The organism is Lentzea roselyniae (assembly GCF_039537795.1).
In the GTDB taxonomy this organism is placed as follows: domain Bacteria; phylum Actinomycetota; class Actinomycetes; order Mycobacteriales; family Pseudonocardiaceae; genus Lentzea; species Lentzea atacamensis.
Genome location: NZ_BAABBE010000002.1, coordinates 63,958 through 87,391 on the forward strand (window position 1 = coordinate 63,958; position 23,434 = coordinate 87,391).

20 protein-coding genes are annotated in these 23,434 nt (G+C 68.8%); 10 read left to right on the forward strand and 10 right to left on the reverse strand.

Annotation, left to right across the window (positions count from 1 at the left end):
* The first annotated feature begins 44 nt into the window (after nt 1-44).
* The gene (locus ABFX45_RS03165; protein WP_346127430.1) at nt 45-1,133 is read left to right on the forward strand and encodes a serine/threonine-protein kinase; all 1,089 of its coding nucleotides are present in this window, start codon (nt 45-47) and stop codon (nt 1,131-1,133) included.
* Between the two features lie 4 nt (nt 1,134-1,137).
* Here ABFX45_RS03165 and ABFX45_RS03170 read toward each other — a convergent pair whose 3' ends face one another.
* Nucleotides 1,138-1,368, reverse strand: a complete 231-nt coding sequence (locus ABFX45_RS03170) for a hypothetical protein (RefSeq protein WP_109639576.1) — start codon at nt 1,366-1,368, stop codon at nt 1,138-1,140.
* Nucleotides 1,369-1,848: 480 nt separating this feature from the next.
* Here ABFX45_RS03170 and ABFX45_RS03175 point away from each other — a divergent pair, with 480 nt between their 5' ends.
* Nucleotides 1,849-2,052 carry a cold-shock protein gene (locus tag ABFX45_RS03175; RefSeq protein ID WP_346127433.1) on the forward strand — a complete coding sequence of 68 codons (204 nt, stop codon included), beginning with the start codon at nt 1,849-1,851 and terminating at the stop codon, nt 2,050-2,052.
* Between the two features lie 3 nt (nt 2,053-2,055).
* On the opposite strand, the gene ABFX45_RS03180 is transcribed toward ABFX45_RS03175, so the two are convergent.
* From ABFX45_RS03180 to ABFX45_RS03205, 6 genes are read right to left on the reverse strand one after another with little or no spacing between them, the layout of a single operon-like run.
* Nucleotides 2,056-3,645: a CocE/NonD family hydrolase gene (locus tag ABFX45_RS03180; RefSeq protein WP_346127435.1), complete on the reverse strand. Its 1,590-nt coding sequence runs from the start codon at nt 3,643-3,645 to the stop codon at nt 2,056-2,058.
* Nucleotides 3,642-4,220, reverse strand: coding sequence for a TetR/AcrR family transcriptional regulator (locus tag ABFX45_RS03185; RefSeq protein ID WP_109639572.1), 579 nt, complete (start codon nt 4,218-4,220; stop codon nt 3,642-3,644). The genes ABFX45_RS03180 and ABFX45_RS03185 overlap by 4 nt, the downstream gene beginning before the upstream one ends.
* A gap of 43 nt (nt 4,221-4,263) precedes the next feature.
* Nucleotides 4,264-4,878, reverse strand: coding sequence for a VOC family protein (locus tag ABFX45_RS03190; RefSeq protein ID WP_346127438.1), 615 nt, complete (start codon nt 4,876-4,878; stop codon nt 4,264-4,266).
* A gap of 2 nt (nt 4,879-4,880) precedes the next feature.
* Nucleotides 4,881-6,311, reverse strand: coding sequence for a hypothetical protein (locus ABFX45_RS03195; RefSeq protein ID WP_346127440.1), 1,431 nt, complete (start codon nt 6,309-6,311; stop codon nt 4,881-4,883).
* 60 nt (nt 6,312-6,371) lie between these two features.
* Nucleotides 6,372-7,376 carry a TerC/Alx family metal homeostasis membrane protein gene (locus tag ABFX45_RS03200; RefSeq protein ID WP_346127442.1) on the reverse strand — a complete coding sequence of 335 codons (1,005 nt, stop codon included), beginning with the start codon at nt 7,374-7,376 and terminating at the stop codon, nt 6,372-6,374.
* Nucleotides 7,377-7,416: 40 nt separating this feature from the next.
* Nucleotides 7,417-8,310, reverse strand: coding sequence for a cellulose binding domain-containing protein (locus tag ABFX45_RS03205; protein ID WP_346127444.1), 894 nt, complete (start codon nt 8,308-8,310; stop codon nt 7,417-7,419).
* Between the two features lie 379 nt (nt 8,311-8,689).
* Between ABFX45_RS03205 and ABFX45_RS03210 the strand changes: the two genes are divergently transcribed.
* From ABFX45_RS03210 to ABFX45_RS03230, 5 genes are read left to right on the forward strand one after another with little or no spacing between them, the layout of a single operon-like run.
* Nucleotides 8,690-10,873, forward strand: a complete 2,184-nt coding sequence (locus tag ABFX45_RS03210; RefSeq protein WP_346127446.1) for a pectinesterase family protein — start codon at nt 8,690-8,692, stop codon at nt 10,871-10,873.
* Complete coding sequence (locus tag ABFX45_RS03215; protein ID WP_346127448.1) at nt 10,870-11,745, forward strand: carbohydrate ABC transporter permease; 876 nt, start codon at nt 10,870-10,872, stop codon at nt 11,743-11,745. Before ABFX45_RS03210 ends, ABFX45_RS03215 begins: the two co-directional genes overlap by 4 nt.
* Nucleotides 11,742-12,623 (forward strand): carbohydrate ABC transporter permease, encoded by an 882-nt coding sequence (locus tag ABFX45_RS03220; RefSeq protein ID WP_346127450.1) that lies wholly within the window; start codon nt 11,742-11,744, stop codon nt 12,621-12,623. Before ABFX45_RS03215 ends, ABFX45_RS03220 begins: the two co-directional genes overlap by 4 nt.
* An 11-nt stretch (nt 12,624-12,634) precedes the next feature.
* On the forward strand, nt 12,635-13,903 hold the full coding sequence (locus ABFX45_RS03225) for an ABC transporter substrate-binding protein (RefSeq protein WP_346127452.1): 1,269 nt from the start codon (nt 12,635-12,637) through the stop codon (nt 13,901-13,903).
* Nucleotides 13,900-15,045 (forward strand): enolase C-terminal domain-like protein, encoded by a 1,146-nt coding sequence (locus ABFX45_RS03230; RefSeq protein WP_346127454.1) that lies wholly within the window; start codon nt 13,900-13,902, stop codon nt 15,043-15,045. Before ABFX45_RS03225 ends, ABFX45_RS03230 begins: the two co-directional genes overlap by 4 nt.
* 36 nt (nt 15,046-15,081) lie before the next feature.
* Here ABFX45_RS03230 and ABFX45_RS03235 read toward each other — a convergent pair whose 3' ends face one another.
* Complete coding sequence (locus ABFX45_RS03235; protein WP_346127456.1) at nt 15,082-15,849, reverse strand: pectate lyase; 768 nt, start codon at nt 15,847-15,849, stop codon at nt 15,082-15,084.
* Nucleotides 15,850-16,040: 191 nt separating this feature from the next.
* Here ABFX45_RS03235 and ABFX45_RS03240 point away from each other — a divergent pair, with 191 nt between their 5' ends.
* The 3 genes from ABFX45_RS03240 to mmuM all read left to right on the forward strand — a co-directional run bounded on the left by ABFX45_RS03240 (nt 16,041) and on the right by mmuM (nt 19,252).
* A complete protein-coding gene (locus tag ABFX45_RS03240) occupies nt 16,041-16,952 on the forward strand; it encodes a pectate lyase family protein (protein WP_233440026.1) in 912 nt (303 codons plus the stop codon).
* A 315-nt stretch (nt 16,953-17,267) separates the two neighbouring features.
* A complete protein-coding gene (locus ABFX45_RS03245; RefSeq protein WP_109639562.1) occupies nt 17,268-18,302 on the forward strand; it encodes a LacI family DNA-binding transcriptional regulator in 1,035 nt (344 codons plus the stop codon).
* Between the two features lie 62 nt (nt 18,303-18,364).
* A complete protein-coding gene (mmuM, locus tag ABFX45_RS03250; RefSeq protein ID WP_267900089.1) occupies nt 18,365-19,252 on the forward strand; it encodes a homocysteine S-methyltransferase in 888 nt (295 codons plus the stop codon).
* Here the strand turns inward: mmuM and ABFX45_RS03255 are convergent.
* On the reverse strand, nt 19,241-20,137 hold the full coding sequence (locus tag ABFX45_RS03255; RefSeq protein WP_346127459.1) for a cellulose binding domain-containing protein: 897 nt from the start codon (nt 20,135-20,137) through the stop codon (nt 19,241-19,243). The genes mmuM and ABFX45_RS03255 overlap by 12 nt on opposite strands.
* Before the next feature lie 183 nt (nt 20,138-20,320).
* Nucleotides 20,321-23,413: a family 43 glycosylhydrolase gene (locus tag ABFX45_RS03260; RefSeq protein WP_346127461.1), complete on the reverse strand. Its 3,093-nt coding sequence runs from the start codon at nt 23,411-23,413 to the stop codon at nt 20,321-20,323.
* Nucleotides 23,414-23,434: the final 21 nt, after the last annotated feature.

Sequence of the window (23,434 nt, forward strand, 5' to 3'; positions counted from 1 at the left end):
CCGCCCCAGGGTTAGATCACCCGTACGGGGGGGAACCTTCTGGTATGTCGGACACGCGTCTCCTCGCGGACCGCTACCGGTTGGGCGAGGTGCTGGGCACGGGCGGTATGGCGGAGGTGCGCCGCGCCAGGGATGTCGTGCTGGCGCGGGACGTCGCGGTCAAGCTGTTCCGGCGGGGCCGGGACGCGACCGACGTGCGGCGGTTCGACAACGAGATCCGCACGCTCGCCATGTTGTCGCATCCGGGACTCGTGAGCGTGTACGACGCGGGCACGTCCGGTGAAACGCCGTTCATGGTGCTGGAACTGGTCGACGGCCGCACCTTGCGGGATCGCGTCGCGCAGGGGCCGATGGACGTCGGCGAGGTGCGCCGGCTCGGGGCGGCATTGGCCGACGCCCTGGCTCATGTGCACGATCACGGGTACATCCACCGCGACGTCAAGCCGTCCAACATCCTGCTCGGTGATGACGACGTGCCGCGCCTGGCCGACTTCGGTCTCGCGCGCCTGGCGGACGGCGCCAGGATGACGCGGGCGGACCAGGTCGTCGGCACGGCGGCCTATCTGGCGCCGGAACAGGTGCGCGGCGGGAAGATCACCTCGGCGGTGGACGTGTACGCGCTGGGGCTGGTGCTGCTGGAGTGCCTGACCGGGCACCGGGAGTACGAGGGCGCCGAGATCGAGGCCGCTGTCGCCCGCCTGCACCGGCCGCCGGTCGTCCCGGACGATCTGCCTTTCGACCTCGCGCGGCTGCTGGCGTTGATGACGTCCTTGTCCGCGGGGCGCCGTCCTACCGCGCGTGAGTGCGCCGACACACTGCGCGGTTCGGGCCCACCGACTCTCGTCGCGCCTGTTCCCCGGCGTTCACACGGACTGCTCGCCGCCGCGTCCGTCGTGGTGCTGGCCGCTGCTGTCGGCACCGGGCTCGTCGTGCAGCACCGCGCCGCACCGGCGGAGTCGGCACCGCCGGTCACCACCCCGCCCGCGGCGACGCAGCCGGCTCCCGCGCCGGTCGTGGAGCAGCCGGCCGTCGTGCCACCACCACCGGTTCAGGGCGACAATGGGAATGTCAGCAGCGGGAAGGGCAAGTCCGGCAAGGGCAACGGGAACGGCAAGGGCAAGGGACGGCCCTGAGGCGTCACCGGTTGGACGACGGGAACTGGCCTCCGCTGCTGCCCAGCGCGAGCAGCTCGGTGTACTGGTCCTGCCAGGACCGCTCGGTGGCCAGCAGATCCGCGAGCCGCTGCACCCAGACCGCGTCGACGGGTGGTGTGGCGCCCGCGGCGAGGTGTCGTTCGGTCTCCGCGCGCGCCTTGCGCCACTCCGACAGCGTGGGGCCTACCGCGGGGCCGCCCTGTTCTTCCGACATGCACAGACAGTACTGCGCGGCGCATTGGCCGCGCTTCTGCTGTACAGTCGGGCCGGTCGGGGTTCGGAGTTGTCGGCAGCCCGCCGTCGCGGCTCCCCGATCCAGTCCGGCCCGGTGGACATCCGGCCGGGGACAGGAGCACCGGCTTGCCGCCGGATCATCAGCTCTACCTCGTTCCTCCCCAGTTCTTCGCCGCCGACGGATTTCGGCGTTCATCTGTGCGGCTGATGCCCGGATGATGTCAACGAGATCGTCTGGCCACGCACGCGGTGCCGCGGTCGCCTTCGCCGAGGCGAGGGTCGCCGCCGAGCAGGCAGAGGCTGTTCAGCAACGTGCGGCAGCCCGCAGAGTGGCAGAACACTCCCACGACGTGGGCGACTGCCGGGAACTCCTCCTGATGCTCGGGCTCACGAACCCGCGCACGAACTCTCTCACCCCGGATGCGCTCAGTGTGTTCCGGTCCACCGAAGGAGCACGCGAATGACTCAGGGCACCATCAAGTGGTTCAGCGGCAGCAAGGGCTTCGGCTTCATCGCACCCGAAGGCGGCGGCGCCGACCTCTTCGTGCACCAGTCCGAGGTCGCCGGCTACGACTTCCACGGCATCCCGGACAACCAGGCCGTCGAGTTCGAGATCACCCAGGGGCCCAAGGGTCCGCAGGCGGTCTCCGTCCGCGTGCTGTGACGTTCAGCGCACGGGAAGCGTGATCGCGGACGGCTGATCGGGTCCGAAGTGGACCGTCTGGTCGGCCGCGAGCAGCTTCGTGGCGGTCGCGCGTGGTTCACCGGTACCGGGATTGCGGGCGTAGCGCGGGAAAGCGCCGCTGGAGACCTGCACGCGGATCCGGTGCCCACGCTGGAAGCGGTGCGCCGTCGGCCACAACCGGACGACGGCGCTCTGCTTTTCGGTGGCGTCGGACAGACTCACCAGGCCGTCGCACACGTTCCACGACCGGCCCTCGGGGTCGACGTCGCAGAGCCGCACGAACACGTCGGCGTGGGAAAGGCTCGAGGAGAACCAGATCTCGGCGCTCACGTGGCCGATCACCTCGACGTCGGACTCCAGCACGGGCGTCGTGTAGGTGAGGACGTCCGGCCTGGCCTCCAGCGCGGTGTTGTCGACGCGCCCGCAGTCCTGCACCAAACGCACACCGCCCACCGCCGGCGTGGGATCCGCCGGGTCGTAGCGGTAGGAGTCCACAGCGGACTCGGCCGGTGCCTCCGTGGTCAGCGAACCGCCGGAGCCGAGGTGGAACCGCGTCGGTGAGTACCCGGCGGGTGGCCACGAGTCGAACGAGCGCCAGGCTTCCTCACCCATCACGTACAGCCGCACCGGTGCGCGGTCCGGCGGCTGCTCGCCGCGCGCGTGGGAGAGACCGAACTCCACGGCCTCGTCGATCGGCGTGGAGGTGAACTCCGCGTGCGTCCACGGCCCGACGGTGAGCCGGGCGGCACGGCCGTTGTCCTGCAGCACCTGGAAGTCGCGCAGCTGGCCGGGCAGGAAGATGTCGTACCAGCCACCGATCGAGCTGACCGGCACGGTGACGTTCGCGACCCGGTGGCTGTGGTCCACCCCCTCCCACCGCGGCGAATCCGCGTCGTGGGTGAGAACGTCCTGGATGTAGGCGGAGCGCGAACCCAGCGCGGCGATGTCGGCCTCGGCCAGCGGCAGCGTCCGCAGCGCTCGCGCGGTCTTCTTGTCCTGGAACGGCTTGCGCAGCATCGCCAGCGGGAGTTCCTGGGTGCCGACCAGCACGCCCCACCCGAACGGCGTCTCCAGCGACATGCCGTCGGAGCGCAGGAACTCGAGCGTCAGCGCCGACTCGGTCACGACCGGGATCATCGCCTTGACCTGTGGCGGCAGCTGGTCGGCGACCGTCCACTGCACGTGCCCGAGGTAGCTCACCCCGTACAGCACGATCGCATCGCTCCACGGCTGCGACACCAGCCAGTCGAGGGTCGCGAGCCCGTCTGCCCGTTCCTGGGTCATGGGATCGAACGTGCCGCCGGAACCGAAGCCGCCGCGCACGCTCTGGATCACCACCTGGTACCCGCGTTCGGCGAGCGGCCGCGCCAGGAGCTGGCCGAACATGCGCCGGCCGTACGGGGAGCGGATCAACGCGGTCGGCAGCCCGTCGCCGCCGGAGCGCGGCGTCCACCGGTCCGCCAGCAGCTCGACGCCGTCGGGCATCGGTACCCGCAAGTCCTTCTGCACCACGACGTCGCGGGTCGGCGGCGGCGAGAGCTTCATCATGCGCTGGACGAGATGGCTGATCATCGAACCTCCATCAGTGCGGAGATCACGGCGATCAACCGGTCGGTGAACGCCTCCGGATCGTGCGCGCCCTCGATCACCCAGGCGGTGACGAACGACCCCGCGCCGCCGGTGATGAAGGCGGCGAGGTCGTCGACGGCCTGCGCGCTGAGCCGGTCGCCGTACAGGCGCTCGATGCCCTGCCGGTTGACCGGCAGGAGCAGGCTGATCAGCCCCCGGTCGAGCGCGTAGGCGCAGGAGCCGGTCAGCAGCGCGCGGTAGAACACCTTGTGGTCGGCGAAGTGCTGGGCCATGACGACGGTTTCCGCCCGCCCGTCCACGACCTCCCGGAAGTCGGTGAGGCGGGGGAGCAGCTCACGCCGGGCGAGGTCGAGCCCTGTCTCCAGCAGCACCGTGTCGAGGTCACCGAAGTGCTGGTAGACGACGCGGCGGCTGACGTCCGCGGCCTCGGCGATCTCGGACACCGTGACCGCCGTCGTGCCGCGCTCGGTGACGAGGTCGAACACCGCCTTCAGCACGGCGGCGCGGGTGCGGCGCACCCGCGGGTCGCGCGCGGGCTCGTCCTCGTGCAGATCCATGCCGCAGATCGTGCACACCTGTTACTAAGTAGTCAAGTGTTACTTATCTCAGGATGTGGCGTCCGGTCGGTCCGGCGAGCTGGGCCACGAGACCGGGCGCCGCGGCGAGCCGCACCTCGGCGTCCGCTCCGACGGCGCGCAGACGTGGCGTGATCAGGGCGGGATCGGGGTGCTCGACGTGCAGCGACTCCAGGACGAGGCCGGCGGGCGCGGAGATCGCCGGAGAGGGTGTGCCGCCCGAGCTGATCAGGAACGGCACCACGCCACCGGCGAGAGCGTTGCTCGTGAGCCGCCACCGCACGACGTCGCCCGAGGCCGTCCGCCGCTGCCCGTCGATCACCTCACCGGGGTCGAAGCCCGCTGCGACGGCATCCTCCCGCGCCCGGTCGATGTCGTCGCACGCCACGGCCCAGCCCACCAGGCCCGGCTCCGTCACGCCGTCCACCCCGAACGGCCGCGGCCCAGCCGGCTCCGGCTGGTGCGGGTCCGGCGCGATGATCTCCAGGTACGTGTGGGGGCCGAGCGCGACCAACCTGTTGTGCGTCCCCAGACCGACGTGCTGGCCACCACCCGCGGCCCGCACGCCGAACCGTTCCTCCACCGCGTCCACCGCCGCGTCCAGGTCCGGCGCGGCGTAGACGAGGTGGTCGATCCGCACGCTCACGCACCCCGCCCGAGGTACTTCTTGATGCAGTGCACGACACCCAGACGGCTGGCGAACGCGTTGAAGTCGGCGAGCCGGACCACCTTGAAGCCCAGCTCCGTCCACAGCCGGTCCATCTCGTCGTCGATCACGGCCAGGTCGGCCTGCTCGCCGTGCCCGAACGTGGGCAGGTAGACGGTCCTGCCCACGCTGGAACTGTTCTCCACCAGGCAGTTGTTCCAGGTGATGTGGTGCCACGACCGCACCTGGATCGTGGATCCCGGCTGTGCGCCGGCTGCCGTGAACTCGGCCACGACCTCGCGCAGCTCGGCGCCGTCCGCGGTGCCCGCGAAGTCCCGCAGCGCCGCGAACGTGAGCTGCTGGGTGATCCGCGGCCGGTGGACCAGCGGGTTGCGCTGAACGGCGAAGCCGCGCCGGTCGAACTCGGCCGCGATCTCGTCGTAGGCGTTCTGCAGGCCGTACGGTGACTTCGTGCCGAGCACCTCGTCGGCGAGCCGCGGGCTGCCCACGAGCACGCGGAACCGGCCGTCGTCCGCCGGACCGGCCAGCGTCACGAACATGTCGATGTGGAAGATCGGCTGGAGGTCGCCGGTGCCGCCACCGGGCAGGTCGAGGAAGAACTCCCCGGCGTCCGCGGTCGTGTAGTACTTCTTGAGGCCCAGCGGGCGTTTCGTGCCCACGAGCTGGAGCTCACGCGCGCTGTCGACGTGGCGGCTGAACAGCTCGCGCACGAACTCGACCTCCGTGCGGCCCTCCGGCACGCTGACCGGCAGCTCGCCGCTGCGGATCAGCTCCAGCGTGTCGAGGAAGTAGTCGGTGCCCAGCAGCCAGAAGTCGTCACCGATGAGGCAGTTCCCGCCCTGGAACACCAGCGGGGCCTGGCTCGCCCGCACCGAGGTGTGCTCCTCGACGTTGTCCGCGATCAGCGAGTCGCCGGAGCGCGGGAACGACCACGGCTCCAGCAGATAGGTCCTGCCCTCGTCGGCGTCGTCGGTGTCGATCAGCGCCAGGTAGCCGTCCTCGGCCCAGTCGGTGAAGTCGACGTAGTCGGGCATCGGCACGTACGACACGTTCCCGGCGGGATGCCCGCTGAACCACTCCTCGACGGTCTGCCTGTCGCTCTCGTGGTGCACCACGACGAACTGGGTCCCCACGCGCATCGCGTTGATCACCGAGCGATAGCCAGCCGCCAGTTCGGCGGCGTGGACCCCGTAGGAGGGGAACGAGAGCAGCAGCCTGTCGATCGACCCCGACCACGACGACACCAGGCTCGGGCGCTGGACGCCCGGACTGGCGCGGAACACGTTCAGCGTGGCGGCACGCGTGGAGTCGAAGGCGGGGAACAGGTCCCGGTCGGTGCGCTTGTGGTGCGGCGCGTCGGGAACGAGGAAGCGGTAGGCGGCGTCTCCGTACGTGCCGGCACCCAAGGTGCACCTCCGAGATCGGCGGTTCGCGTGCGGGCAGGATCCCACAGCCGCCGACGCGGATCAGTGCGATTCGGGGTGCTCGTCCCGGTGTCCTCGCAGCGAACCGGGGTGCGCCTTGGCGGTCGGGTCGTTGCGGGTCTTGATCAGGCTCGCGACCGTCACGATCACCAGGATCGCGATGATCACGCCGAGGCTGAGCGGCGTCGGCACCTCGGGGATGCTCGGGGAGATGTCGACGTGGCCCCAGTGCAGGATCAGCTTCACGCCGATGAACGCGAGGATGATCGCGAGCCCGGCCGACAGGTACACCAGCCGGTCGAGCAGACCCTTGACGAGGAAGAACAACGCGCGCAGGCCGAGCAGCGCGAACGCGTTGGCGGTGAACACGATGTAGGGCTGCTCGGTCACGCCGAACACCGCGGGGATCGAGTCGAGCGCGAACAGCAGGTCGACGCCGCCGATCGCGACCAGCACGACGAACAGGGGAGTGGCCATGCGCTTGCCGTCGATCCGCGTGAAGATCTTGCCGCCGACGTAGTCGTCGGTGACGGGCAGGAGCTTGCGCGCGGTCTTCACCACGACGTTGTTCTCGACGTCGGGGTCCTCGTTGCGGTGGCGGAACAGCTGCACGGCCGTGTAGATCAGCAGCAGGCCGAACAGCAGGAACATGAACGAGAACAACGCGAGCAGCGTCGCGCCGACCGCGATGAAGATCGCGCGCATGATCAGCGCCAGCACGATGCCGAACGTCAGCACCTTGTGCTGGTGCTCCTCAGGCACGAGGAACGTCGTCATGATGATCACGAAGACGAAGAGGTTGTCGACCGACAGGCTCTTCTCGACGATGTAGCCGGCGAAGTACTCCGCGCCGAACCCGCCGCCGTGGGCGCTCGCGAACCACACGCCGAACCCGATGGCGACGAGGATGTAGAACACCGACCACAGACTGGCTTCGCGGAAGCCGATCCTGTGGGGCCGCCACGCCGCGAGCACGAGGTCGACCGCCAGCAGCAGCACGATCAACCCGATCGTGACCGCCCACGTCAGTCCGCTGATCTCCAGCACAGAGCACCCCTCCGAGAAACATGTCCGTCTTAAAAGGACATTACCGGATCTGGCACGGGTGGTTGTTCAGCGAGAAGCCGATCGGGTCCGGGTTGTCGGCCCGGTGGTTCCCGGTGTACCCGACCACCTGCGTACCACCCACCGGGATGTTGGCGGAGTAGGAGACGTTCGTGGCGGTCACGTTGGAGCCGGACTGCTGGCCGGTGGCGTTCCAGATGTCCGTCATGATCTGGCCGCGGGTGAACGTCCAGCGCAGCGTCCAGCCGGAGATCGGTGTGTTCCCCGTGTTGGTGATCGTCACGTCGGCGTTGTACCCGCCGTACCAGCGATGGGTTACGCGATAGTTCACGGCACACCCGAACACGGGTGCGGGAGTGGTGGTCGTCGGCGCCGGTTTCGGTGCCGGGGCGGCAGCGGGTGGTGGCGGCGGTGGTGTGGTGCTGGTGGGTCCCTTGGCCTGGCCGCGGCAGGGCGCACCCCACAGCCCGAGCCCCGCCTTGGTGGCGGCGGCCTCCGCGTCGCGGAACGCGGGGTCGTGCGGTGAGTCGCCGCGCAGCACCCCCTGGCTGACGGCGAGCAGCGCGTACTCGGTGCCGTCGTCGAGCCACAGCGGCGCCTCGTCGACGATGGCCGGATCGCCGGGATCGACCTTGACCGGCTTGTCGAGCAGGAACGCCTTGGCGAACGCGGTGGCGGCGCCCGCCCAGCACTCCTCCGGCGCGGCGAGCCCGGCCACACGGATTCGCGTGCCGTCCGACAGCAGGACGGTGCGGCCGTCCTCCACCCCGTGGACGGTCAGGGTGTTCGCGATGGTCGGCGGCGCGATGAGGCGGTGGGTGGTCGGAGGCGCGGACGTGACCGGAGCGGGCGAACCGGTGCACCCGGTGGCGAGGAATATCGCCGCCACCGCCGAGACAGCGGATCTGGTACTCATTTTTCCCCCGGTACTGCGGTAGTACGAGTGGGACTGGGCAACGGCCCGGAAAGTTAGACCAGTTGGCAGGCACGGTCAATACGAGACTGATGGGTTCCGTTCGACGATCCGGTCGTCGAATCGCGTCGAACGGGCTGGTGGCGGCGTTTCATGCGCGTTCGACGACTTGACAGATCGTGATGAGCACGTCACCTGGCACGTGCCAAAACGGGCCGCAGGGCCCATTTCGAGGCGTTCGATTCGAATTGCCGTCGAATTCCGGGTCGAATTGTCGAACGCATTCATTTCATTGACGCCTGGCGCACACGTTCGTAATATCCGGTTCACGCTCGTGGACGGCGTTCATGGATATGAACAACCATTCGAAGGGTATTGCGCCATGCGATTGTTCGTACGTGCGCTTGTGCTGGCGTGTGCCTGCGCGGGGCTGACCGGCGCACCCGCGCACGCCGGTCACGACCCCGCCAGACAGGTGTTGCCCGCGGGGGACGGCTGGGCGTCGAGCGGGCAGGGGACGACCGGTGGCGCCGCCGCGCCCGCCGATCACGTGCACACCGTGCGCACCCGCGCCGAGCTCGTCGCCGCACTCGCCGCGCCCGCCCCGCGGATCATCCGCGTCAAGGGCGTGATCGACGCGAACACCGGCCCCGACGGGAAACCGCTGGCGTGCACGGACTACGCGACCGGCGGCTACACGCTGCCCGCGTACCTCGCCGCCTACGACCCGGCCGTGTGGGGGCGTGACCGCAAGCCGCAAGGCCCCCTCGAAGACGCACGGGCGGCCTCCGCGCGCAACCAGCTGGCGGTGATCGGGTTCGAGGTCGGCTCCGACACGACGATCATCGGCGCCACTCCCGGTGCCGGGATCACCGGCGGCAGCCTGCGCATCCACGGCGCGCGCAACGTGATCGTGCGCAACCTGACCTTCCGCGACACCCGCGACTGCTTCCCCGCCTGGGACCCGACCGACAACAGCCCCGGCGCCCCTCCCGGCAACTGGAACTCGCTCTGGGACTCGGTGTCGTTGCAGAAGTCCGAGAACGTGTGGGTCGACCACAACACGTTCACCGACGAGCCGAACGTCGACAGCACCCAGCCCCTCTACTTCAACCGGCCCTACCAGGTGCACGACGGCCAGCTCGACATCACCGCGGCCTCCGACCTGGTCACCGTGTCGCGCAACGTCTTCGCCGACCACGGCAAGACCATGCTGATCGGCGGGTCCAACACCTCGACGACAGACCCCGGCAAGCTGCGGGTCTCGGTGCACCACAACGTCTTCCGCAACACCCAGGAACGCGCGCCGCGAGTCCGGTTCGGCCAGGTGCACGTCTACAACAACCTCTACGAAGGCGCGCAGGTCTACAGCTGGGGCGTCGGCGTGCAGTCGCAGATCTACGCCCAGAACAACTTCATCCGCGGCATCGCGCCGGAGAAGGTCGTCTACAACTGGGGCGGCACGGCGATCACCGACACCGGCAACCTGGTCGACGGCCGGCTCACCAGCCTGGTCGGCGCGCACAACGCCGCGTTCCCCGACAAGGCGCTCGGCACGGACGCCGGGTGGACCCCCACGCTGAACCGCGGCCTCGAACCCGCGCACCGGATCAGGCACCTGAAGGCGGGCGCGCAACCCGCGGGCCACCACCTCGTGGTGGGCCACGGCTTCCCGACCGTGCAGTCCGCGATCGACGCCGCCCCGGCCGGTGCCGTGATCACCCTGCCGAAGGGCGTGTACCGCGAGGTCGTCAAGATCCCGGCGAGCAAGCGCGGCCTGACCCTGCGCGGCGCCACCGGACGCGCCCAGGACGTCGTGATCGACTACGACAACGCCAACGGCACGAAGAAGCCCGACGGCACCACATACGGCACGTCCGGCAGCGCCACCGCGACCATCGCCGCGGACGACTTCAAGGCGCGTGACCTCACGTTCCGCAACTCGTTCGACCGCAAGAAACACCCGGAGATCACGAACACGCAGGCCGTCGCGGTGAAGGCCACCGGCGACCGGATGTTCTTCGACCGGGTCCACTTCGAGGGCCACCAGGACACCCTGTACGCCGACAGCCCGAACGTGACCACGCGTTCCCGCCAGTACTACCGCGACTGCGCGATCACCGGTGACGTCGACTTCATCTTCGGCCGCGCCACCGCCGTCTTCGACCGGGCCACGATCACCGCCCTCACCCGCGGCAGCGATCCGAACGGCTACGTCACCGCCGCCAGCACCCAGCGCGCCAACCCGTACGGCTTCCTGATCGTGAACTCGAAGATCCGCAGCGACGCGCCCGCCGGCACGTACTTCCTCGGCAGGCCGTGGCACCCCGGCGGTGACCCCGAGGCGATCGCTCAGGTCGTCATCCGCGACACCGTGCTGCCTGCCGCCATCAAGCCCGTGCCGTGGACGGACATGTCCGGGTTCCCGTGGCGTGAGGCCAGGTTCGCGGAGTACCGCAACACCGGACCGGGTGTCGGCCAGGGCGCCGACCGGCCGCAGCTGACCGACGACGAGGCGAAGCGGTACACCAAGAGCGCCTACCTGGGCGGGTGGAACCCCGCGTGAGGACTCGCACCTGGGCGCCGTACGCGCTCATCGCTCCGACACTGCTGCTCATGGCGGTGTTCCTGGTCTACCCGATCGCGTCGGTCGGCTGGTTCAGCCTCCGCCAGCACACGGTCACCCAGCCCTGGAAGAACGGCTTCATCGGGCTCGAGAACTTCCGCCGGATGCTGTTCGACGACCCGTTGTTCTGGCAGAGCCTCGTGTTCAGCGCCAAATGGGTCTTCGTCGAGGTCGGTCTGCAGCTGGTGCTGGGCCTGATCCTCGCGCTGATCGTCAACGAGACGTTCATCGGCCGCGCGGTGGCACGGTCGCTGGTGTTCTCGCCGTGGGCGGTCTCCGGTGTGCTCACCACCGGCATCTGGATCCTGCTCTACAACCCGTCCACCGGCGTCTTCCAGCAGCTCGCGCAGTGGGGCATCGGCGATCCCGGCACGTCGGTGCTCGGTGACCCGGCGACGGTCTTCCCCGCCACCGTGGTCACCGAACTGTGGCGGGGCGTGCCGTTCTTCGCGATCCTGCTGCTCGCCGATCTGCAGACCATCCCCAACGACCTGTACGAGGCCGCGTCGGTCGACGGCGCCGGACGCTGGCGGCGGTTCATCAGCGTCACCCTGCCGCACCTGCGCGACGCGATCGTGCTGTCGACGCTGCTGCGCGCGGTGTGGGAGTTCAACAACGTCGACCTGATCTACACGCTCACCGGCGGTGGTCCGGCGAACCAGACCACGACGCTGCCGTTGTACGTGGCGCGCAAAGCCGTGGACTCGCACGACTTCGGCTACGGCTCCGCGCTGACGATGGCCGGCTTCGTGATCCTGCTGTTCTTCTCGATCCTCTACCTGAGGCTGTCCAAGTTCGGGAGCCGGGCATGACGCAAACCCTCACCCGCCCGGAAACGATCGTGCCGCCGCCACCGGCACCACCGCGGCGCAAGAAGCACCGCGACCCCAGCCGGTTCTTCCGCCTGCACCTGCCGTTGGTGCTCTACCTGCTGTTCACGCTGATCCCGTTCTACTGGATGCTCGTCTTCGCCCTGCGGCCCGCGGGGGAGACCGCGCTGGTGCCGTGGCCGATCACGTTCGAGCACTTCGACACCGTGTGGAACGGCATCGGCTTCGGGTTGTTCTTCCAGAACAGCCTGATCATCGCGCTCGGCACGCTGGTCACGGTCACGGTGTTCGCGCTGATGGGCGGCTACGCGCTGGCACGGTTCAAGTTCCGCGGCCAGCGGGTGTTCCTGCTGGCGTTGCTGTGCACGCAGTTCATCCCCGGCGCGATGATGCTGATCCCGCTGTTCGTGATCTTCAAGAGCGCCGGGCTGCTGAACAGCCTCACCGGGCTGATCATCGCGGACACCGCGTTCCAGCTGCCGCTGGCGCTGATCCTGATGAGCGGGTTCGTGCGCAACGTGCCCGTCGAGCTCGAAGAGGCCGCGATGGTCGACGGCTGTACGCGGCTGCGGGCGTTCTTCGCGGTGACGCTGCCTCAGCTCCGTCCGGCGCTGGTGGCCGTCGGGTCGTTCGCGTTCATCGGTGCCTGGAACAACTTCCTGTTCGCGTTGATGTTCGCGAGCAAGCAGGACAAGTTCACGCTCCCGGTCGGCCTGAGCTACGCGCTGGGGGAGTTCAACACCGACTTCGGGGCGCTCGCTGCGGGCGGAGTGGTCGCCGCGGTGCCGGTTGTGCTGGTTTTCGCCGTCGTGCAGCGGTTCCTGGTGCAGGGACTGAGTGCGGGCGCGGTCAAGGGATAGGGGAGACAAGCATGAGGAGACTGCTGGTCGCACTGGCGCTCGTGCTGAGCGCCTGCTCCGCTGGGCAGGACGGACCCACGACGATCACGTTCTGGGACAACAACGGTGGCCCCGGCCGCACGCCCATCTACCAGGAGCTGATCAAACGGTTCGAGGCGGCGAACCCGGACATCAAGGTCGAGTACGTCGGCATCCCGAGCTCGTCGGTGCAGCAGAAGTACGACACGGCCATCGCGGGCGGGTCGACACCGGACGTCGGTGGCGTCACGACCTCGTACCTCGCCCACCTGGTGGGCCAGGACGCGCTCGAACCGGCCGACGACCGGGTGGAAGGCGGTCCGCTCAAGGGAAAGCTGCTGTCCGGCCTGCTGGAGACCGTGCGGCAGACCGCGCCTGACGGCAAGCTCTACGCGGTGCCGGCGTCGGGCAACCTCGACGTCATCTGGTACCGGTCGGACCGGTTCGCGGAGGCCAAGATCTCCGAACCGTCCACGTGGGACGACCTGGTCAAGGCGGCGACGCAGCTGACGAAGCCGGCGGAGAACCAGTACGGCTTCACGATCCGCGGCGGCGCGGGGTCGGTCTTCCAGCTGCTGTCCGAGGCCTACTCGTACTCGGGCATCGAGAAGTTCTACGACGGTGGCAAGAGCACGGTGTCCGACCCGCGCAACGCCGAGCTCGTGCGCAAGGTCGCCGAGCTGTACAAGAAGGCCACGCCGGAAGCGGACGTCAACAACAGCTACACGCAGATGGTCGCGCAGTTCACCGGCGGCACGGTGGCGATGATGCACCACAACCTCGGCTCGACCGCGGACGTGATGAAGGCGCTCGGCCCGGAACGCGTCAGCGCCATGCCCTTGCCGAAGGGCCCGTCGGGCAAGCGGACCGTCGTGCCGAACCCGACCGACGGCTTCGCGGTGTTCAAGGGCAGCAAGAACCGTGACGCGTCGTGGAAGTTCGTCGAGTTCCTGACCTCGGCGGAGAGCAACGGGTACTGGAACGAGAAGGTCGGGCAGATCCCGGCCAACACCGACGTGCGCGGTGCCGAGTGGATCCAGAAGAACCCGGCGGTGAAGATGGCGCTGGGTGTGCTGGAGGACCCGGCGACCGTGATCGTGCCCGCGCCGGTCTACCTGCCGGAGTACTCGTCGATCACCAAGACCGACACCGAGCCGCTCTACCAGAAGGTGCTGCTCGGCCAGATGTCCGCGCAGGAGTTCCTCGACCAGCTCGCGGCCAAGCTCACGACCGCCCAGCAGGAGTGGGAGAAGCGGAAGTGATCGAACGCGTTGCGGTGCGCACGTTCACCACGACCGCGTGCACGGCCGTGGATCCTGAGGGACACCGGCACCCCGCGCCCGAGCACGAGGTGACCGAGGCACTGCTGGAGATCACCGACTCCGACGGCGCCACCGGGTACTGCCAGATCCAGCCCGACCACCTCCGTCCGGCCGTGCTGGACAAGCACGTGCGGCCGGTGCTGCGCGGGCAGGACCCGTGGGACCGCGAACGCCTGTGGCGGCTGATGGCACGGCGGCAACGGGGATCGGGCGGCGGGTTCACCGACCGCGCGCTCGGGTTCGTCGACACGGCACTGTGGGATCTGGTCGCGCGCAAGGCGGGGGTGCCCGCGTGGAAGCTCGCCGGTGGTGCTCGTGACCGGATTCCCGCGTACGGCAGCACGATGTGCGGCGACACGGACGGGCTGGCGACGCCGGGCGACTACGCGGACTTCGCCAAGCACCTGGTGTCGATCGGGTACCGGGCGATCAAGCTGCACACCTGGATGCCGCCGGTGCCGGGTGCGCCGAGCGTCTCGCGCGACATCGAGGCGTGCCGGGCGGTGCGCGAGGCGGTCGGGCCGGACGTGGAGCTGATGCTCGACGCGAGCCACTGGTACTCGAGGCTCGACGCGCTGCGGCTCGGCAGGGCGCTGGAGGAGCTGGGCTACTACTGGTTCGAGGAACCGATGGAGGAGGCGTCCATCAGCTCCTACCGGTGGCTCGCCGACCAGCTGGCGATCCCGGTGATCGGCCCGGAGGTGGCGTGGGGCAAGCACCTGACGCGCGCCGAGTGGGTCACCGCCGGGGCGTGCGACATCCTGCGGGCGGGCCCGGCCGGAGCCGGCGGCATCACGCCGGTGCTGAAAACCGTGCATCTCGCGGAGTCGTTCAACCTGGAATGCGAGATCCACGGCAACGGGACGGCGAGCCTCGTCGTGCTCGGGGCGACTGACGCGGGCCGGTGGTACGAACGCGGTCTGCTGCACCCGCACGTCGACTTCGACCGGGTGCCGCCGCACCGCAACTCGATTGCCGATCCGCTCGACGAGAACGGGGAGGTGCCGTTGCCGGTGCTGCCCGGAATCGGTGACGACTGGAATTTCGAGCACATCGGTTCGCACACCGTCGAAATGTGGTGACGAAAATGGCCCCGGGTGAACCCCGGGGCCATTTCGCTATCGATACGTCACATCTGACGTTTTGTACAAGCAGTTCGTGCTGTCCGGGCCGCTGCCGATCTTCGTCGGCTCACCGCTCGTGACGCCCTTGTACTTCTCGCAGATCGCGATCTTCTTGCTGCTGTCGCCCACGATCGTGATCTTCGAGAACCGCGCCGTGTCGCCGTAGTTGGTGTTGATGCCCACCAGTGACTTGCCCGGCGAGAACGCGGTGATGTTCTCCAGCACGACGTGGCGTTTGTGCTGGGTCTTGCAGTTGCCGCAGGACCGGTAGAGCTTGCCGAAGTCGTCCACCTGGAAGTTGCGGATGATCATCGTGCCCGGTCCGTTGTGCTGGAACACCTTGTCGGACGCCTTGCGCGCGCCACCACCGTTGATGGTCATGGTCTGCGATGACGACGAACCCTTGAACGTGGCCGCGTCCTCGCCGACGTCCTCCCACCACACGTTGGTCAGCGTGCACGTGCCGAGGCAGTGCACTCCGTCCGCGGCGGGCGCCCCCAGCACCACGTTCTTCAGCGTCGCGCCGTCGGCGAGCTGGAAGATCGGGTCCTGGCCCTCGTTCTGGCCGCCGGAACCGAGGTTGCCGGTGCCGTAGAACCGCTTCATGCCACCGTCGTACGGGGTGCCTGCCGGCACCTTGATGGTCGCGCCGGTCGGTTTCTGACCGGTCGGGGTGGGGAAAGTGCTGCCTGCGGCCTGTGCCTGGGGTGCGAGAAACGCGGTCAGCGCCGCGGCCAACACCATTGTTGCCAGTTTCTTCATGTGCGCTCCGCTTGCAGGGGATGCGCGGCGGTATTTCGATGGTAGGGCGACCGGGATTTCTGTCAACTATTGTCGACTGTTCGATTCGAATATTGTCGAATTGGTTGACCGGTTTGTTCGGGATTCGCTACCTTCGGTTCACCGCCGCTCACTCGTTGGGAGAGCGTGGAATGTTTCTTAAACGTGCGGCATTGATTTCCGCGGTCGCGCTGGCCGCCGGTGCTGTTTGTGTTCCGCAGTCGGTGGCCGCGCCGTTCGGGCTCGTCGGCTGGGCCACTCAGGGCGGCGGCACGAGCGGTGGGGGCAACGCCACGCCCATCACCGTCACCACGGCGTCCGCGTTCGCCGCCGCGGTGGGTTCGTCGAGCCCCGCGGTGGTGCGGGTGTCCGGCACGATCTCGCTGTCGAGCATGACGAAGGTCGCGTCCAACAAGACCGTCGAAGGTGTCGGCTCGACCGCGACGATCACCGGGCAGGGCCTGAACATCTCCAATGCCTCGAACGTGATCGTGCGCAACCTGAACTTCCGCAACTGGGGTGACGACGCGATCAACGTCCAGTACTCCACCCGCGTGTGGGTTGATCACAACAGTTTCTCGAGCGGCTACGACGGGGCGGTCGACGTCAAGCGTGCGTCCGACTACGTCACGGTGTCGTGGAACAAGTTCTCCAGCCACGACAAGACGATGCTGCTGGGTCACAGCGACGGCAACGGTTCCGAGGACCGGGGCAAGCTGCGGGTGACCTACCACCACAACTGGTTCGCCGGCACCAAGCAGCGCCACCCGCGTGTGCGGTTCGGCAACCCGGTGCACGTCTACAACAACTACTACGGCGGCGTCGTCGACTACGGCGTCGCGTCCACGGTGGAAGCCGGTGTCCTGGTCGAGGGCAACTACTTCGAGAACACCGAGGACCCGTTCCACCGCGGCGAGGGCAGCTCGCCCGGCGGCGCGCTGGTCGCGCGCAACAACCACTTCGTCAACTCGGGTTCGGGTGACCAGGGCGGCTCGGTGAAGAGCATTCCCTACTCGTACCCGCTCGACAGCGCGAGCAGTGTGAAGAGCGTGGTCACGGCCGGTGCCGGAGCCGGTCGCGGCTGACGGGACCAGGGGGCGTTCGCGCGGCGGCGGGCGCCCCCTGTTTCGCGCTGGTGACGTCGCGACGCCGTCTCAGCTGGCCCCTTGATGTGAACGTGCCCACTCTCCGTGTCGGGCCGATGTGCAGCGCGGAGTGGACGGTGCGGACGTCCTGAGCTGCAACAAGCTTTTGTTCTGGAAGTTTCCAGACAGCACAATTCGTCTGGACCACGAGTATCGAACAATGTTAACGCGAACATTACCCTTGAGTTCACCTGAGCGCGCTCCCTATCGTGTCGGGACTACAGCGGGTGTAGTGGGTTCGCGAGAGGGGTCGGTGTGGTCACCATCGCGGACGTCGCTCGGCACGCGGGTGTCGCGCCGAGCACGGTTTCCTACGTGCTCACGGGAAAGCGGTCGATCTCTGCGGACACCAAGTCGAGGGTGCGCGAGAGCATCAGGGCGCTCGGCTACCAGCCGCACACGGGCGAGCGGGCGCTGAGCGCCAGCCGTGCCAACGTGATCGGGCTGGTGCTGCCGTTGCGCGCCGGCCTGCACCTGCCGGTGATGATGCGGTTCGTCACGGCCGCCGTGACGGCCGCGCGCAGGCACGAGATGGACGTGCTGCTGATGACCGCCGAGGACGGCGCGCCGGGCCTGCGCAGGGCCGCGGACAGCGCCCAGGCCGACGGTTTCCTGGTCCTGGACGTGGAGATGGAGGACGACCGCGTCCCCGTGCTGCGGGAGCTCGCGAAGCCGTCCGTCCTCATCGGACATCCGACGGCCACGAAGGGCCTCACCTGCGTGGACCTCGACTTCGAGGCCGCGGGCGCCAAGTGCGTCGACCACCTCGCCGACCTCGGTCACCGCTCGATCGGTTTCCTCGGCGCGCCCAGCGCGGTCTACCGCCGCAACACGGGTTTCGCGCACCGGGCGATGGCCGGCTTCAGCGCGGCGGCCATGCGCCGCGGCATCGCCACCACGGCCATGCCCGCGGAAGAGGACTACGAGTCGGTGCTCAGGTCCGTCCAGGCACTGATCCGCGCACACCCGGCGATGACGGCGCTGGTCGTGCACAACGACGCGGCGCTCGCCTGGGTGAGCTCCTGCCTGCGCGCCTCCGGGCGGAAGGTGCCCGGTGACGTCGCCGTGGTCGCGATCTGCCCCGACGAGCTCGCCGAACAGGTGTCGCCACCGCTCACGTCGGTGCGGCTGCCGGTGGAGGAGCTCGGCCGGCACGCGGTGGAGCTCCTGGTCGGCAAGCTGGAGGGCAGGGCGGTGCCACCGCTGCTGTTGCTGCCACCCCGGTTGTCCCGCAGGGTGAGCACCCCGGAGCTGGCCTCCGCCCGCTTCGGGGCGGCCTCCTCGGGCTGACGGCGCTTCGATCTGGCCGTGCTTCAGCCGTCGTTGCCGGGGCGCGGACGTAGGATCGCCTGGTGGAACTCGCGAACGCCTTGGCGCACAGGGTCGTCGTGCTGGACGGCGGCATGTCGACGGCACTGGAGCAGGCCGGGCACGACCTGTCCGACGCGCTGTGGTCCGGCAGGCTTCTCCTCTCCGATCCCGATGCCGTGCGCGACGCGCACCTGGCGTTCTACCGGGCCGGTGCCGAGGTGGCCATCACCGCGAGCTACCAGGTGACCTTCGAGGGGTTCGCCCGGCACGGCGTCAGCGCCGAGGAGACCGCGCGTCTGCTGCACGCCAGTGTCTCGCTCGCCCGGTCAGCTGCCTCCGATGTGGACGGAGAACGCTGGGTCGCGGCGTCCGTCGGCCCGTACGGGGCGATGCTCGCCGACGGATCGGAGTACCGCGGCAACTACGGGCTCACCAAGCAGGGGCTCGTGGACTTCCACCGGCCTCGCATCGAGACGCTGGTCCAGGCCGGACCGGACGTGCTCGCCGTCGAGACGATTCCCGACGTCGCCGAGGCCGAGGCGGTGCTCGAGGTCGTGCGCGGCAGCGGCGTGCCGACCTGGCTCTCCTACAGCGTTCGCGGCGATCGGACCTGTGCCGGGCAGCCGCTGGAGGAGGCGTTCGCGGTTGCCGCAGGGATCGACGAGGTGATCGCCGTCGGCGTGAACTGCTGCCCGCCGGAGGACGTCGCGAACGCGGTCACCGTCGCGGGCAAGACCGGGCTGCCCGTGGTGGTCTACCCGAACAGCGGCGAGCAGTGGGACGCCCGGGAACGCGCGTGGCGCGGCGACGGCACCGGGTTCGGCGCGCTGGCGGGGGAGTGGACCGGGCGTGGTGCCAGGCTGGTCGGCGGGTGCTGCCGGACCGGTCCGGACGCCATCGCCGTGCTCGCCGATACCCTAGCCGGCTGAGCAGGTCACGCCGCTGAGCATGAAGGCGGTCGGCGCCACGTTCGGGCCGGTGGTGGCGGCGTTGAACCGCAACGACACCTGCCCGCCGGCACTGATCGAACCGTTGGGGTCCTGGCTCAGCGCGAGGACGCCGTCGCCGTACTGGTAGGCGGTCATGCCCCACGTCTCCCGGATGTGCTGACCGCTCGGGAACTTCCAGAACAGCTTCCACTGCGAGATCGGCTTGTCGGTGTTGTTGCGGACGACCAGTTCGGCGTGGAACCCGCCCGGCCACTCCTTGGCCACGCGGTAGGTGACGGCGCAGCCCTTCTTCTCGGCCGGCGGTGTGGTGGTCGTGGTGGTGCTGCCGGCGGGTGGAGGCGGCGGCGGTGGGGGAGCGGCCGTCGGGGTGGTGTCCTGTCCCTTGCACGGCGGGCCCCACAGGCCCAGGCCCGCCTTCGCCGCGGTCTGCTCCGGCTCGGTGAGGACCGGGTCGTCCTTCTCCGCCCGCGCGGCGCCCCGGCTCACCGCGAGGGTGGCGTAGTCGCTGTTGGTGTCGTTGGCCAGCCGCAACGTGATGGCGGACTCCGAGGCGCGGCTGTAGCGCACCGGCTTGCCGATCAGGGTTTCCTTCGCGAACTTCAGCGCGCCGGCCGACCAGCACTCTCCCGGTGCGGCGAGTCCGAGCAGCCGCGCCTTCACCCCGTTGGACAGCACCACCGTTCTGGCGTCGACGACATCCTCGACGGTCTCCGGCGGTGGCGGCAGAACTGTCACGTGCTGGGGCGAGGTCGACACGGTCGACGCGGCAGGGGTGTGGGCGGAGCTCGTCGCACACGCGGTGGCCACCAGGAGGACGGCGACCGGCGTGTACAGGATCGGCCGGTGGTGGTCGAACAGTCTCACGAATCCCCCGGTGCGGTACTGGTCACGCTCTGTTCCAGCGGCGGCTGGAGGCGCAGCGTACGACGCGCCGGCGGACGTCGGGAAGCGCTTTCCCGCTTGTGGAGGCCACTTCGTGACAATGAAACGTGCCATTCGACGCCGTTCGAGTCGAACGGCGTCGAATGGCACGGGGACATCAGGTGATCAGTTGTACTGCGCCCGGCAGTGCTGCGGCCGGATCTTCTGCGGTGCCACGCTTTCCAGGGTCGGCACGACCGGCGCGATGGTGCCGTCGCGGTTGAACCGCATCCTGTCGATCGTGGTCTCGCGGTGCATGCCGTCACCGCCGGGAATCGCGAAGCGGTGGTACACGATGTACCAGTCGTCCGTGCCCGGCACCTGCACCATCGAGCTGTGGCCGGTGCCGAGGACGCCGAGCTTCGGGTCCTTGCTGAGGATCAGTCCGCGGTTGGTGAACGGGCCGAGCGGGCTTGGCGCGGTCGCGTACCCGACGCGGTAGTCCTCGCTGCGGGTGTCGTCGATCGACCAGCTCAGGTAGTAGGTTCCCTTGCGCTCCACCATGAACAGGCCCTCGCGGAACCCGTCGAGCCCGGTCAGCCGGGTGATCTTCGCCGGGTCGTACGAGACCATGTCGGGGTTCAGCGGCACGACGTAGGCCTCACCGTTGCCCCAGTAGAGGTACGGCTGGCCGGACTTGTCGATGAACACCGCCGGGTCGATCGCCTGGCCACCGTTGGGGTTCTTCGCCACCAGCGGCTTGCCGGAGTCGACGAACGGCCCGGTCGGCGAGTCGGACACCGCGACACCGATCTTCGCCTCTGCGCAGAAGTAGAAGTAGTACTTGCCGTCGCGCTCGGCGATCGTCGGAGCCCACGCGTTCCTGTCGGCCCAGCTGACGTCGGGGCCGAGGTCGAGGATGACGCCCTCGTCCTTCCAGTCGACGAGGTTCTTCGACGACCACGCGGAGAACTTCGTGCCGCTCCAGCCGTCGAAACCGTCCGTCGTCGCGTAGATGTAGTAGGTGTCCCCGAACGTGATGATGTTCGGGTCGGCGTTCAGGCCCGGCAGCACAGGACTGCGCATGTGGTGTGCCTCGACCGTCCACACACGACGATCGCCCGAGGCGTTGGTCACCATGAACTTCTTGGGCTTGCGCAGGTCGACCGTCCCGGACGGAGTGATCTTCGAGCCGGGGGCGAGACCGAACTTCGGCGCGAGGCTGCGCAGGTCGGTGCCGGGCTTGACCGGCAGCACGACCGTGTTCGCCGCGGAGTCGATCACCGCGGGCACCTTGAGCGAGGCCAGCTCGACGGAGCTGATCATCGTGCTGTTCGACGGCAGCGCGGCGACCTCCGCACCCGACAGGGCGCGGTTGTAGAGCCGGACGTCCTTCATCCTGCCCACGAGGGTCTTGTCCGCGGAGTAGACCGAGCGGCCCAGGTAGTTCGCTGCCGTCACGCCACCGCCGATGTCCGACGGCTTGATCGTGACGTTGGTGTTGCGCGCGACCTCGGCACCGTCGAGGTAGAGCACCTCGGCCCCGTTGCCGACGGTCAGCGTCACGTTCTTCCAGACACCGCGCGGCAACGCCCGGCCGGAGTTCGCCACCTGTTCGGTGGTCCAGTTTCCGCTCGCGATCGCGCCGCGATACGAGTCGCCGGTGCTGAACAGGTAGCCGTTGCCGACCCCGTCCGGTGCGGTGTTGCCGAACCCGTAGAGGAAGTACGGCGTCTGCTGCCCGGGATCCACGAGGACGTCCGCGGACATCGTGACCGCCGAAGCTCCGGTCAGCATGTTGTTCGGCAGCTGGACGTACCCGCCGGACAGCGACAGCGCTCCACCGGACCACGACGTCTTGCCCGCGAGCACGCCGTCGTAGCCGTGCCCGGTGGCGTCCTTGGCGACCTGCCCGGACGTGGCGTTGAGCGGCCAGTGCGCGACGAGGCCCTTCGCGTCGGCCTTGACCGGCGCCGGGGGAGCGGTCAGCCGGTTCAGCTCGGCCTGCGTCACCGGGAGGACCGTGCCGTGGCGCGGGGAAGCGGGCAGCCTGGCACCGGTCGACATCGTCCACTTGCCGGACGCGAGGTCGGTCGTCTCGAACGGCACGTAGCCGCGGCCGCCGAACTCGTCGATGAACAGGTACCACTTGTCCTCGGTGTTGGACTTGAAGCCCGTCGGCCCCTCACCCGCCGAGAGTCCCGGGCTGGTCGGGGTGGCCTTGCCGATGCACTCCGCCACGAAGTCGTACGAGGGGTCGAGGAGGTCGGTCGACTTCTCCGCGGTGATGAACTTGCTGCACGGCGTGGTCGACGTGTTGTTCCGCTCGTCCTTGGTGTACCGGTAGTACGTGCCCTTGTCCTCGATGATCGTCGAGTCGATCACGGAGTAACCTGGGTCGATCCACACCTTCGGCGCGCTGAACGTCACGAAGTCACGCGTCGTCGCGTACATCATGCGGTTGTAGCTGTCGCCGGTGTGACCGGGGTCGTTCTCCGCGTAGAGCTTCGAGGCCCAGTAGACGACGTAGGTGCCGCGCTTGGCGTCCCAGAAGGCTTCCGGCGCCCACGTGTTGCCCGCGGTCGGCGGCGACACCTCGACACTGCGCTGACGCGACCAGTTCCTGAGGTCCGTCGACTCCCAGACCATGATCGACCGGCTGCCGCTGCGCTGCGCCGCGTCCCAGCCGCGGCCACCGTTGATCTTCAGGTCGGTGGCCAGCAGGAAGAACTTGTCGCCCTCGGGGGAGCGGAGGATGAACGGGTCGCGCACGCCCAGCTCACCGAGGGTGGACTTGAGGATCGGCTGGCCGTTGTTGACCTCGGTCCAGTCCAGCGGGTTGTTGCCCTTGCTGGCGGCGGCGTAGATCTGCTCGCCGATCGGGCTGCCCTCGCCGGTGAAGTAGAAGAAGCTGTAGCCCGCCAGCGGTTCCTTGGCCGGCAGCGGGGCGACCGTGGCCGTCAGCTTCCTCGTCGTGCTCTGGTACCCGCGGCTCACCTTCGCCGTCAGCACGACCTTGGCCGGCTTGGCTCCGGTGGCCGGGCGGGTGACCTCACCGGTCGGGGTGATCACGGACCGGTCCGACGACGTCCACGTGACGGTGGTGTCGCCGGTGCCGGTGGTGGGCAGGGTCAGGTGTCCGCGAACGTCGTCGATGTTCGGCACGGACAACGCCTCGGCGGCGGTCTTCACCACGGACTCGGCCGCGTTGGCAGGGAGGGGTACCAGCGCGGCCGTCACCGCCAGAACGACGCCGAGGCGACGCAGGGATAACAACATCTTTGTTGTCTGCCTTCCGAT